Origin of the sequence: Mycobacterium sp. E740, from assembly GCF_001672895.1 — a bacterium.
In the GTDB taxonomy this organism is placed as follows: Bacteria; Actinomycetota; Actinomycetes; order Mycobacteriales; family Mycobacteriaceae; genus Mycobacterium.
On record NZ_LZKP01000148.1, the window covers coordinates 1 to 13099 of the forward strand.

General features: G+C 63.5%; 8 protein-coding genes and 3 pseudogenes. 10 read left to right on the forward strand and 1 reads right to left on the reverse strand.

The window, feature by feature from the left end; all coding sequences use genetic code 11:
- The 3 genes from A5663_RS14110 to A5663_RS14120 all read left to right on the forward strand — a co-directional run.
- On the forward strand, positions 1-723 hold a 723-nt coding region (locus tag A5663_RS14110), incomplete at its 5' end, for a class I SAM-dependent methyltransferase (protein WP_068149924.1).
- Positions 724-735: 12 nt separating this feature from the next.
- A complete protein-coding gene (locus A5663_RS14115) occupies positions 736-1410 on the forward strand; it encodes a metalloregulator ArsR/SmtB family transcription factor (protein ID WP_068149927.1) in 675 nt (224 codons plus the stop codon).
- A gap of 25 nt (positions 1411-1435) precedes the next feature.
- Complete coding sequence (locus A5663_RS14120) at positions 1436-1777, forward strand: cupin domain-containing protein (RefSeq protein WP_068149930.1); 342 nt, start codon at positions 1436-1438, stop codon at positions 1775-1777.
- Here A5663_RS14120 and A5663_RS14125 read toward each other — a convergent pair whose 3' ends face one another.
- Complete coding sequence (locus A5663_RS14125; RefSeq protein ID WP_068149933.1) at positions 1778-2959, reverse strand: NAD(P)/FAD-dependent oxidoreductase; 1182 nt, start codon at positions 2957-2959, stop codon at positions 1778-1780.
- A 151-nt stretch (positions 2960-3110) separates the two neighbouring features.
- On the opposite strand from A5663_RS14125, the gene A5663_RS14130 reads away from it, so the two are divergent.
- From A5663_RS14130 to A5663_RS23850, 7 genes and pseudogenes are all read left to right on the forward strand, one after another.
- The gene (locus A5663_RS14130) at positions 3111-3851 is read left to right on the forward strand and encodes a TetR/AcrR family transcriptional regulator (protein ID WP_068149945.1); all 741 of its coding nucleotides are present in this window, start codon (positions 3111-3113) and stop codon (positions 3849-3851) included.
- Between the two features lie 99 nt (positions 3852-3950).
- Positions 3951-5471 carry an NAD(P)/FAD-dependent oxidoreductase gene (locus A5663_RS14135; protein WP_068149936.1) on the forward strand — a complete coding sequence of 507 codons (1521 nt, stop codon included), beginning with the start codon at positions 3951-3953 and terminating at the stop codon, positions 5469-5471.
- Positions 5472-5656: 185 nt separating this feature from the next.
- Positions 5657-6631 (forward strand): class 1b ribonucleoside-diphosphate reductase subunit beta, encoded by a 975-nt coding sequence (gene nrdF, locus A5663_RS14140; RefSeq protein WP_197503397.1) that lies wholly within the window; start codon positions 5657-5659, stop codon positions 6629-6631.
- Between the two features lie 1643 nt (positions 6632-8274).
- Positions 8275-8837: pseudogene (locus tag A5663_RS14145) on the forward strand (IS21 family transposase); the annotation flags it as partial.
- Between the two features lie 27 nt (positions 8838-8864).
- Positions 8865-9679, forward strand: a pseudogene (istB, locus tag A5663_RS14150) (IS21-like element helper ATPase IstB).
- A gap of 844 nt (positions 9680-10523) precedes the next feature.
- Positions 10524-11915 (forward strand): hypothetical protein, encoded by a 1392-nt coding sequence (locus A5663_RS23050; protein ID WP_156744486.1) that lies wholly within the window; start codon positions 10524-10526, stop codon positions 11913-11915.
- A gap of 703 nt (positions 11916-12618) precedes the next feature.
- A pseudogene (locus A5663_RS23850) lies at positions 12619-13002 on the forward strand (hypothetical protein); the annotation flags it as partial.
- Positions 13003-13099 lie beyond the last annotated feature (97 nt).

Below are 13099 nucleotides of genomic sequence, written 5' to 3' on the forward strand. Positions count from 1 at the left end.
AAACGGGTGCTGCGTCCCGGCGGCCTGGAGTTGACCACTCGGCTGCTGGCGGCGGCAGGAGTACAGGGCGCCGACGTCGTCGAGCTCGGGCCGGGGTTGGGCCGCACCGCAAGCGATATCGTCGCTCTGCGGCCGCGCTCCTACGTCGGCGTCGACGACACCGCCGCCACCTCGGAAGCCGTGCGCACGATCGTCGCCCCCGTCGACGGCGACGTGGTGGTCGCCAACGCCGCCGACACCGGCTTGCCTTCGGGCAGTGCCGATTTGGTGATCGGCGAAGCGATGCTGACCATGCAGGGAGACCGCGACAAACGGGCGATTGCCGCCGAAGCGTTCCGGGTCCTGCGGCCGGGCGGTCGGTACGCGATCCACGAACTGGGCCTTAAGCCCGACACCCTCGCGCAGGAGAACAAAGACGACATCCGCCGCGACATGGCACGCGCGATCAAAGTCAACGCCCGTCCGCTCACGACGAGCGAGTGGTCACAACTGCTGACCGACGCCGGCTTCGAGGTTGTCGCCGTCGGCCATGCGCCGATGGCGCTGCTCAATCCGGCGCGGGTGCTGGCCGACGAAGGCTTCACCGGTGCACTGCGGATCGTCGGCAACCTGATCGTCAGGCCTGCCGCCCGCAAACGCGTCATCGGGATGCGCAAGACCTTCCATCGGTACCGGCATGCCTTGACCGCCGTCGCGCTCGTCGGCGTCGTACCGACACCGTGACAGACTCGGAGGATGCCAACGCCGCGCCACGATCTCGGTGCCCCCGCGGACCGGGCGGCAGGTCACCAGCGACAGCGCGTCCTGCACCTGCTGCGGTCCGCGGCGCAGCCCGTCGATGCCCAGCACATCGCCGACTCATTGCAGATACACGTCACCACGGCTCGCTTTCATCTGAGCACCCTCGAGGGCCAGGGCTTCGTCCGACGCAGCGGCGACGTGCGCAATCGGGGGGCGGGCCGCCCCCGGCTGACGTACGAGATCGCGCCGCGCCTCGACTACGCCGAGATCGTGTCGCTGTTCGCCGCGCACCTGGGCGGAACCGTCGAGGAGCGCGAAGCGCGTGGGCTGCACATCGGTGCGGACCTCGCGCACCGCGTGCGTGTGGCACGGCGGCGCGCCGAATCCTCCGTCAGCGACCTCGTCGTGCTGACCCTCAACGAGCTCGGCTTCCAGGTGCGTTCGGTACTTGCCTCGTTCGGCGAGTTCACCGTGCAGATCTGTACCTGCCCTTTGGCCGAAGTCGCCGCGTCGGCGCCGGAAGTGGTCCGCGGCATCCAGCAAGGGCTCATCCAGGAAGTGATCGACCTCAACACCGACGCGATCGGTGCCCGGTATCAGGTGTCGGTGGTGCCCGATCCGCAAGGCGGCTCCTGCGAAATCGGCCTGGTGCTGCGGCCCGGACGCTGAATACCGGGAAGAGAGAAGGAATACGGTGACTGATCAGACTGTCGTGTCGCTATCCACGTTGGCAGAAGAACAGATCGCCGCAGCGAAAGCCGCTTCCAATGGGCGCGCGGCACGTACCGTCTACGGCGGCCGCGACCACACACTACGGCAGACGTTGCTGGCGTTGGCCGCCGGGAACGGACTCGATGAGCACGAAAGCCCCGGCGAGGCAACGCTGTTCGTGCTGCGCGGACGAGTGCGGCTGAGCGCGGTGAGCGGAAGCGTCGACGGCATCGCAGGTGACCACCTCGCGATTCCGGGCGAGCGACACAGCCTTTCGGCCCTCGAAGACTCCGCGGTACTGCTGACAGTCGTCGCCGGCGGCTAGTCACTTCGGGGTGTGCTGCGGACCTTGTGCTTTCTTGTACAGCGCTTTGAGCATCCGGTCGCGGAACGCCGCGTTGTCGATCAGCTTGATGCCGGCGTTGGCGAGCCGCGGCTGGCCGAGCAGCTTGTGGAAGTAGCGGCCGCGCCGATATTCCCGGCCCCACGCCGCTTCCATCCGCTGCGCGTAGTTCGTGAAATCGTCAGGGCCGCCGTTGGTCAGCGCCGCGATCGCGCACTCGCCTGCGGCGAGTCCGGATTCCAGCGCCTTGGAGATGCCCGCGCCGGAGGCGGGCTTGCCCGCGCCTAGCGAGTCACCGGTGAACAGCACGCCGGGGCGCCACGGCGGCCACGCCGTGAAGCCCATCGGCAGTCGCCACGCCCGCACGCTCTTGTTCTTCTTCAGCTCCTCGATCGGCGGCAGCTCCCACTCCGGCGGCAGGGTGCGCAGGAAGTCGCCGAGGAACTGCGTCGCGTTGATCGACTGCCAGTTCTTGTAGCTGTTGACGTAGCCCAGGCCAATGTTGAAAATTCCGTTGCCCATTGGGAACACCCAGCCGTAGCCGGGCAGCTGATCACCTTCGAAGACGAGCTTCAGGTAGATGTCCAAGCTGTCGGAATCGGGCCGGTTGGCAGGCATCTCGGAGCGGATCGCGATCGCCGAGTAGCCGTTGTACTCCGAGTCGATCTTCAGCGCACGCTTGATAGGGGAGTAGGCACCGTCGGCGGCGATCACCGCATCGCCGTAGATTTTCTCGCCGCTTTTGAGCGTCACGCCGATCACGCGGCCGTTCTCGACGATCGGCCCGGACACCTCGGCGCTCTGGCGCACTTCGGCGCCCGCCGACTCGGCGTGCTTGAGCAGTGTGGTGTCGAGGCGCTCACGGCTGACGGTGTGTCCGTGATCGGGCATGCCGGGGCGCTTGGGGAACGACAGTTCCCACTCGCTCGGGCTGAACACCGTCACGCGGTTCACCCGGTGGTAGGTGGCGACCTCGTCGGCCAGTCCCATCTTCTGCAGATAGCTCACAGCGCGGGCGGTCAGCCCGTCGCCGCAGGGCTTGGCGCGCGGAAATTCCGCCTTGTCCAGAATCACTACCTTGGCGCCAGTCTGCGCGGCCTGCCACGCGGCGGCCGAGCCCGAAGGGCCGCCACCCGCGATGACCAGGTCGTATCGCTGTGTCATGAAACTCGTCTCGTCGATCGGCTGTCGCAGCGATCTTACCTGCGCCGAGACCGCCTCTTTCGGTTGCCAGAATTACCCGGCCGGTGCCGCGCGAAACGCGGTGCCGCATGGTCTGGGCAGGTCAGCGGCGCCTGAGCGGTACAGTGACCGGGTGCGACGAGGTTCCAGGCCACGTTCGAGTGGTGAGCCGGGCGTCAAGGTGGACGCCCGCAGCGAGCGCTGGCGCGAACACCGCAAAAAGGTCCGCGCCGAGATCGTCGATGCTGCATTCCGCGCCATCGACCGCCTTGGCCCCAACGTCAGCGTGCGTGAGATAGCCGAAGAGGCCGGCACCGCCAAACCCAAGATCTACCGCCATTTCACCGACAAGTCCGACATGTTCAGCGAGATCGGCCAGCGCATGCGAGAGATGTTGTGGGCGGCCATCATTCCGTCGATCGACGTCGAGCACGACTCCGCGCGGCAGATCGTCGGCCAAGGGGTCGCGCACTACGTCGACCTGGTCGAGAGCCACCCGAACGTGGTGCGGTTCCTGCTGCAGGGCCGGTTCGCCGACCAGTCGGCGGCGGCGATGACGACGGTCAACAAGGGCAGCGAGATCACCCTGGCCGTCGCCGACATGATCAGCGCTCAACTCAAGGACCTGGCCTCGGAACCGGCCGCGTTCGAGCTGGCCGCATACGCCATCTTCGGCACTGCGGCCTCGGCGACGGACTGGTGGCTCGGTACCGACGACGAGAGCCCGCGCCGCATGCCCGCCGACCAGTTCATCGCCCATATGACGACGATCATGGTGGGTGCGATCAACGGCACGGCCGAACTGCTGGGCATAAAGATCGACCCCGACCAGCCGATCCACACCGCGGTCCGCAAGCAACAGCCCGTCGCCTGACGCCGCGTTGACACCGGTTCCCCCGCCCCGGAGACTGTGCAAGTACCCGGTACCGGCGTTCCCGGGAATAGTCCACACCGAAAGCAGGGGAGTCTGAACATGACGGTCGCGCAGCAGACGCCAGAGGCGACGGCAGCCCACCCCGTGCACACCCGCGCCGTCATCATCGGCACCGGTTTCTCCGGTCTGGGGATGGCCATCGCTTTGCAGAAGCAGGGAGTCGACTTCCTGATCTTGGAGAAGGCCGACGAGATCGGCGGCACGTGGCGAGACAACACCTATCCGGGGTGTGCCTGCGACATCCCGTCGCACATGTACTCGTTCTCGTTCGAACCCAAGCCCGACTGGCAGCACATGTGGTCGTTTCAGCCCGAGATCTTCGACTACCTCAAGGGCGTGACCGAGAAGTACGGCCTGCGCCGCTACATCCGGTTCGGCTCGCATGTGGACCGCGTGCACTGGGATGACGAGGAATGCCGCTGGCACGTCTTCACCAAGGACGGAAGCGAGTTCGTCGCGCAGTTCGTGATCTCCGGTGCAGGCGGACTGCACATCCCGCTGGTGCCCGAGTTTCCCGGTCTCGACGAATTCGCTGGCGCGACTTTCCATTCCGCCGAGTGGGACCACAGCGTCGACATCACCGGTAAGCGGGTCGCGGTGATCGGCACGGGAGCCAGTGCAATTCAGATCGTGCCCGAGATCGTCAAGGACGTTGCCGCCCTGCAGCTCTACCAACGCACGCCGGCGTGGGTGATGCCGCGGCCCAACAACCCGATTCCGGAGTGGATGCGCGACGTGTTCACCAACGTGCCGGGTACCAGAGCGATGATGCGCGCCGGTATCTACTGGATCCACGAAGGTGTCGGGTTCGCGATGACCAAGCAGCCGCGGCTGCTGAAAATTGGTGAGCTGCTGGGCAAGTGGAACATCCGCCGGTCGGTCAAGGACAGGGACCTGCGGCGCAAGCTCACCCCGGACTACCGTGCCGGCTGCAAGCGAATCCTGAACTCCGACACGTACTATCGCGGGATCGCCGACCCGAAGACGGAGGTCGTCACCGAGGGCATCGCGCGCTTCACGCCGACGGGCATCGTCACCACCGACGGAACCGAACGCGACGTCGACGTGGTCGTGTTCGCGACCGGCTTCCACGTCACCGACTCGTACACCTATGTGCACGTGAAGGGTCCGGGCGGTGAGGACCTGGTGGACCGCTGGAACCGCGAGGGCATCGCGGCGCTGCGCGGCATCACGGTCGCCGATATGCCGAACCTCTTCTTCCTGTTGGGGCCCAACACCGCATTGGGGCACAACTCGGTGGTGTTCATGATCGAGTCGCAGATCCGTTACGCGGCTCACGCGATCGCGGCGGTGGACCGTGCGGACGCCGAGGCGCTGGCGCCCACCCGGGAGGCGCAGGACCGCTACAACTCCGAACTGCAGGGAGATCTGGCCCGCACCGTGTGGAGCACCGGCGGGTGCCGGAGTTGGTACCTCGACGAGCACGGCGTCAACCGGACGCTGTGGAGCGGGATGACTTGGCAGTACTGGTTGGCCACGCGCCGGTTCGACAAGTCGGAATACCGGTTCTTCGGCAAGCGTCGCCGCGCGGCTGCCTAGTGTGCGCTGAGATCGCAATTCCGCGCGGATTGCGGCGCTTTTTCGATCTGGTTGCACACAGGGAGCCGACACGTTCGACACATGATGTTGTGTTGCACTCGAAAGTCGGACCCCAGTTGTAGTGTTGGAAACGCCGGAGCTGGTCATAGCTCAGGCCTCGGATGACCAGGCGAAATGGGGTTCTCATGGGTGATGGCATGAAGCTGATCGACCGGGTTTCGGCGATCAACTGGAACCGTCTCCAAGACGAGAAGGACGCCGAGGTGTGGGACCGGCTGACCGGCAACTTCTGGTTGCCGGAGAAGGTGCCGGTGTCCAACGACATCCCGTCGTGGAACACGCTCAACGAGCACGAGAAGCAGCTGACGATGCGGGTGTTCACCGGGCTGACGCTGCTCGACACGATCCAAGGCACCGTCGGTGCGGTCAGCCTGATTCCCGACGCGCTCACGCCGCACGAAGAGGCCGTCTACACGAACATCGCGTTCATGGAGTCGGTGCACGCGCGCAGCTACAGCAACATCTTCTCCACGCTGTGTTCGACCGCCGAGATCGACGACGCGTTCCGCTGGTCGGAGGAGAACCCGAATCTGCAGCGCAAGGCCGAGATCGTCATGCGGTACTACAAGGGCGACGAGCCGCTCAAGCGCAAGGTGGCCTCGACGCTGCTGGAGAGTTTTCTGTTCTACTCCGGCTTCTACCTGCCGATGTACTGGAGCAGCCGGGCCAAGCTGACGAACACCGCCGACATGATCCGGCTGATCATTCGGGATGAGGCTGTGCACGGCTACTACATCGGCTACAAGTACCAGCGGGGGCTTGCGCTGGAGGACGCGGCTCGGCAACAGGAACTCAAGGACTACACCTATGAACTCCTCTTCGAGCTCTACGACAACGAGGTCGAGTACACCCAAGACCTCTACGACGAGGTTGGGCTGACCGAGGACGTCAAGAAGTTCCTGCGCTACAACGCGAACAAGGCGTTGATGAACCTCGGTTACGAGGCGCTGTTCCCGCGCGACGAGACCGACGTCAACCCGGCAATCCTCTCGGCGCTCTCACCCAACGCCGACGAGAATCACGACTTCTTCTCCGGCTCGGGTTCGAGCTACGTGATCGGCAAGGCCGTCGTCACCGAAGACGAGGATTGGGACTTCTAGTATCCCTGCCTCGGACATCTACATGCTTCCCGATTCCCGTGAGCAAGCAAACGATCAAAGACCGAGCAACACGGCGTACGAATATCTGTCTCCCCACATTTCGTCCACCCTTTGTCTACGGTTGTGGGCTGGCATTTGGGGTGTGGCGTGCAAAACTAAGCGAGGGAAGCGCTACCTGTGAGATGCCGGACTCCCGGTAACCGGCAGACCGATCGGTGCGGTTTCACGACAGAGCGCGAAGCTGAACGGTTTGCCAACACTGTCGAGGTGAACAGCTGAGGCGTACGTATTTCACCCCGCCGATGCGCAGTACCCTCGCAACTCTCGAGCAGTCTTGGCTAAACCGGCAGAAGGGCCACTTGAAGCCCTCCGGGTGCGTGGTGATGGAAACGACTTGGCGTATGCGAGTCAAGCTGTAGTCGTCGGTGGCTGGAAATGGGACAGGGCATCGACCACACCAAAGCGGTCGCGGCCGCCACGGTGAGGTGCGTTCGCTACGTGCGGCCGCCGGACCTCAGGCTCCCCAAACGTCACGCAAGAGGGCCCGTTTGGCTAGACCGTCAGCACATCAACGCCTTGGCCGATGCACAAGCAGGAAGCCATGGGTACGCGCGAGTGGAGCCGGGATTGCGGCGTCAACGGAGCAGGGGGAGCCGACCTCGAATGGAGCGGGCGGCTGACTCTGATCCACTCGGGCGGTTAACGCTGGAGCAGCTCTAGTTAATGTGGGCGTTAGCTGATTGGGGCAGCATGGTGCCCGTTCGGCTCGAGGTGCTAGTTGCCCGAGAGCCTTTATCTTGTGTCGGCACGCTGTCGAGCTTACAGTGCGGTCGAACATCATTGTCGGGAATTATCGGGCGGAGGGGGATGGCGTTGAAGCCATTGAAGTTGGCAGGGGTTGCATTCAACTCATTAGTTGCGGTCAACGCCATTCTCACGGTGGTGGCGGTAGGCCTTATCGCCCTGTTATTGAATGGATGCGAAGGCGGGAATAGGAACGGAACACAGGTAGGAGAACCGCGTGGCAGTTCTGCGTCGGACCTCCCCGCGGTTCAGTCCGACTGTGTTGATGCTAACCAGTCGGATGTGTCGGCACCTGAACTGCTTCGCATGATAGGCGACAGCGCGACACAGATATTTGCAGGTGAAACGGCTCCCGAGGAGCAATCGATGGTGGAAGCAACCCGCGATGGTTGGTACACCGAGGCGGACCAGACTAGTAAGCCGCCGTGGGGAGACATACCGCACAACGGCCTTGCAATGTACGCTCGACAGGTATGCGATCTGGTGCCTGCCATCAACCCAAACACCGATCAGTACCCGCACAAGGTTGAGCGCGTCCAGAAGACACACGGCGCTATTTTTATGGAAGCATGGGCGAACTGCCGTACTTGGAACCAGCAAAAGCCAGGGGTCGATGACTGGTCTGCCTTCTTTAGACCTCTCAGGGACAGAGCTGCCGCCGGTGATCCGGCTTCTAAGCAAGGGCTACTCATACTTAAGTACATTTGCCCGCAACTAGACTCGGGTAGCTAGCCGAGGGCATAGGGGTACTAAGCTTCCAATCCTTCGGCCTTCTAAACGGCGGGCTATCTATAGCTATCTCACCCTCAGACCCGGATCGTGCACCACTCTGCTATAACGGGGCGCCGTCGGTGCTGCGCAAGGTCGACCGCCGGTCCTGCATCCGGTACGGATCGGCTCGCTATTCGGTGCCGATGAGGTTGATCGGCACCACGGTGACCGTCGTCATCGACCACGGCGCAATCGTCCTGCTCGAGCCCGCCACCGGGGTCATCGTGGCTGAACACGAACTCGTCGCACCCGGTGGTGTGTCGATCCTCGATGACCACTACGGCGGCCCGCGTTCGGCACCCAACCGCGGACCTCGACCGAAGACCACGGTGGAGAAGATGTTCTGCGACCTCGGCGCGGACGTGCAGGCGTTTCTGGTCGGCGCCGCGCCGATCGGCAACACCCGCCTGGCCTCCGAATTGGAGTGCTGCTTGCCCTAGGCGCCGCGCACGGCACCGATGCCCTGGTCTCGGCGCTGCACAGGGCGGTGGCGTTCCGGAGGTTCCGCGCCGCTGACGTACGGTCCATCCTGGCTGCCGGCACCGGAACACCTCAGACCCGCCGCGCCGGCGACGCTCTCATCCTGGACCTGCCGGTGGCCCTGACCCGATCCCTGGACGCCTACAGGATCGCAGGGGGTCGACGGGGAGGTGATCCCGTGGCCAAGACCTCACCGCCGGTCGCTGACACCGAACCCGTTGCACCACCGTCGGTTCCACCGCCGGCCGCCGATCTGGACGTCGGACTGCGGCGGCTGAAGCTGGCCGCCGTTCGGCGCTCGGCATCCGAAGTCCTGATCACCGCCAAGACCCAACGCTGGACGCCCGAGGAGGTCCTGCGGACTCTGGTCGAGACCGAGTTGGCGGCACGGGACGCCTCCAACGTCGTCAACCGCCTCAAAGCAGCGGCGTTCCCCGTCCCCAAGACTTTGGAGAGCTTCGATCTGGCCGCCTCATCGATCCCGCCGAAGACCTTGACTACCTGTCGAGTCTGGAATGGATTCGGGCACAACTGAACCTGGCGATCATCGGGCCCGCCGGCACCGGCAAGAGCCACACCCTGATCGGGTTGGGAACCGCGGCCATCTACGCCGGGCACAAGGTCCGCTACTTCACCGCCGCCGACCTCGTCGAGACCCTCTACCGCGGCCTGGCCGACAACACCGTCGGCAAGGTCATCGAATCATTACTACGTGTCGACCTGATCATCCTCGACGAACTCGGGTTCGCACCGCTCGACGATACTGGCACCCAGCTGCTATTCCGCCTCGTCGCCGGCGCCTACGAACGCCGATCGCTGGCCATCGGATCGCACTGGTCCTTCGAACAATGGGGCCGGTTCCTGCCCGAACAGACCACCGCCGTCAGCATCCTCGACCGCCTGCTGCACCACGCCACCGTCGTCATCACCGACGGCGACTCCTACCGTATGAAAGACGCCAAACACCGAAAGGAGCAAACCAAGCCAACCTAGGATTCACCGCACGGGGTGGATACTTTGATCTCGCCACCAGCGGATACTTCAACTTGGCCATTGACAATCGGCAAGGCCGTGAACACTGAAGACTAGGATTCGAACTTCTAAGCTTCGGCTTAGGGAGCCCTCGCTGCGTTTCGCTGATACCCAAGGCGCTTGACGCCATTGACGATGCCCACACCGATTTCTAGACTCAATTGATTGCTGCGCCGGTCGTTCCGCGTCGCATCTCGAGTCCGTATCGGCGGCCGCCAGAGATGTAGAGGACAGGATTCCATGAAACGATATTGGAAGAGTGCCCTTCCTTTTTCGATCCGATGTGCAATGACGGTATCGCTGTGGCTGATTTCGAATTAAGGCACGTAGGCGCCTTATCCGTCCAATTCGATTGCGGTGGCACGGGGTCCGATGGTCTTTGCGCCCCGTGTAGCGGGCGCCACGGTCATCCCGGTGGATTCTCGGCTCAGACGGCGAGTGCGGTTGATACTGCATTTGCCCGCGGTCTTGGCCCGGGATGGCTTGAGGCCGTCGCGCTGGCGTCTTTATCGCAGCTTCCGTGATGGCGGCGCGGGCTGGTCGGCTGTGGTGCTGCGGAGGCGCGGCTGCGTTCGTCGTTGCACTAGTGGTGGTCGCGGGCTGCGGGAGTGAGCCTGCTTCTCCTTCGCGGTCGACGGGCTCTGCATCGGGCACATCCAGCAGCGGTGGGTCGGTAAGCCGGGAGATCGGGCGGATACGGGTGACGGCGACTCCGGCGCAAGGCAGCAGGGACGTAGTTGAGTTGGCGCCAGTCGATGTGCCGGTTGGTAAGGCGTTTGAGGCGGAGGTCGCCGCGGGGCCGCCCGTGCGGGTGACTTTGAGCGGCGGTGGCAAGCCGGCGACGCCGGTAACGCTTCAGTTTGATCTCTCTGGTGATCCTCAGTTAGCGAATGCCTTCAAGGATGAGGTGAAGCCGGTGGTGCGGTCGATGTCCGACGGCGATGGTGGCGCGGCGACCGATTTGCTGAGGGCGACTTGGGATCGGGGGTCCAAGACTGTAACGGCAACTACCAATCATTTGTCCATATTTCAGGTGATTGCTACGAACGTGCGGATTGTGGGAAGTGCGGTGACCGATGCATGGAAGCAGGTTGGGGGCCAGGCCAATTCGTCGTGTCGGGGAAAGAGCGAGGCGACGATCGGCGCGGTCAAGTTGACATTGACGCCGTCGAAGGCTGGGCCGGTTGCGGGCTGCCTGCGCGATGCCGGTGGTGGGGCGGTCGCAGTGGAATTGACTAATGGTACCCGCCAGTATTACGGGGTCACCTCGAGCCCGGCCGGGCAGTTCAGCAACCCTCCGTTGCTGGGCGGCGACGATGTGATCGCCTCGTGGCTGCGCCAGAACTCATCCGGCCGGGCGGATCTGTTGACCCCTAGAAGCAGCGGCAGGTTGGTGTTGCCGGCGGGCACCGGCTCCGGGACGATCCACCTCGATGTCGATCCGGTTCTGCTGCAAATGAAAACGCTGCTTGCCGCGGTGGGGATGGTAGGTCTGGACGGCGACGCGGTGCTTAGCGCGCTGAAGGACAGCAAGGAGGGGTGGGACTGCTTTACAACCATGGCCAAGGCGCCGGCCTCGGTGATCCCGGGCAATGTCAGCGACTTCAGACAAACACTGACGGAGTTGGCTCAATGCGGTTTGTCGGCGGCGGACAAAGCGGTGATGGACCGCAACTATGTGTTGCACCGCATGGGTGTGGCGATCAGTCTGCTGACCACCTTGCCCGACCAGTTCCTGGCCAACGTCACCGGAGCGATCGGGGAAGTGAGCGGCGATAACCACCTCACTTTCACGTTGTCGGAACATATTCCGACGTCGACCAGCCAGTCGGGACCGATCGGTCAGAGCACCGGTGAGGCGATCAACCGGATCGATGTGACGACCTGGGCCTATGACCGCGTTGAAGGGGACACCTACGTGGCCGACAACACCGGCGCCAAGAAGATCGAGGTGTTCTGGAAATCCTTCGCAGGAGCCGAGCAAGTCCGTTCGGGATGTAAGTCGACGGTGCAGATCGAGGGTCCTGCGACGTCTGAATTCAAGGAGGTCTCGGGGTGTGACTCCTATAACTCGGGAAGTTATCTCAACGCGCACAGCCCAGGGGTGTACACGGTTACGGTCACAGTTCACCAAGACGGCCAACCCGAAATCACCGCCCAGCGAACTGTCACCATCCTTCCCAAGGGCGGCCGATGATCCGCTGCATGTGAGAACCGTCCAAACTCATGCCTGGCGGCAAGGCAAGGGCTCGTCGTGGCGTAGGCAGGTACTGAAAGTGTTGCAACGGTCTTTTTAAGGACTCCTGCCGCGTCGAAGACCGCGACCTCGGGCGAGTCCTCGGATCAACCGCCGAAGTATGACTACAAGGGGTCGTTTTCCAACCGTTGAGGGGTCATTTAACGTTGACAAGCAGGTTATTAGCAGAATTAGCATGCGCTGATGGGGGCTGAAGCGCTAAGGGCTTTACCGTGATCATGCCCGGGCGAGTGCTTCCGGTCCTAGTCCTCATTCTCGCCGCGTCGGTCGGGGCATATGGTTGCGATTCTGAGCGGGCTGCTCCGATGCCTACGTCGCCGCCAGCCCTCCCAATCACACAGCCCCGGATATTCCTGACGCAAGCGCCGAATGGCGTAACCGAGCCCCGCGGCTGGGAGATCGTAGGGATCTCTGTTCAAGGCCGACCGATCCGGATACGAACCGTCGGACATGGGCCGCGGAAGGTCCTCTTCATTGGCGGCATTCACGGCGACGAGCCAGAAGGCGCGTACTCGGCCGCCGAGTTGCCGCCTGCCTTTGCAACTACTGGGCGGGGCGACGCTGTTACTCTAACGATCCTCGAGGACGCCAATCCGGATGGACGGGCGGCGGGCACGCGAGATAACGGAACGGCGTTGACGTTAATAGGAATTTTCCGGCGTCGAACTTCGACACGACTGACCCGTCGAACGGTGGGGAACCTCTGGATCAGCCTGAGTCGCGTGCTGTTATCGAGACGATCGATCGCATTCAACCAAACCTGGTGCTTGTCGCCCACTCTTGGGCCGGCCGTCAGTTCGTAAACTTCGACGGTCCGGCTCGCGTTATCGCGGAGCGCTTCTCGACTGCTAGTGGACTACGCGTCGAGGAGTCAAGTTCGTTCGCTCCGACGCCTGGGTCGTTGGGTTCATACATAGGACGTGACCGCGGCATACCGGTCCTGACGATCGAGGTGCTCAAAGGCTCGGAGCCGAAAGTCGTTTGGGAGCGTCTTCGGACAGCGCTGCTGCAGGCAATCGCCGGCTAACAGCCACGAATTTTGGCGACCCGCACGCCGGCACCCGCCCGATTGGAGGCCTGCAGACTTCTGCGTGCACAGGCATTTGGCAGTAACGCGAACCAAT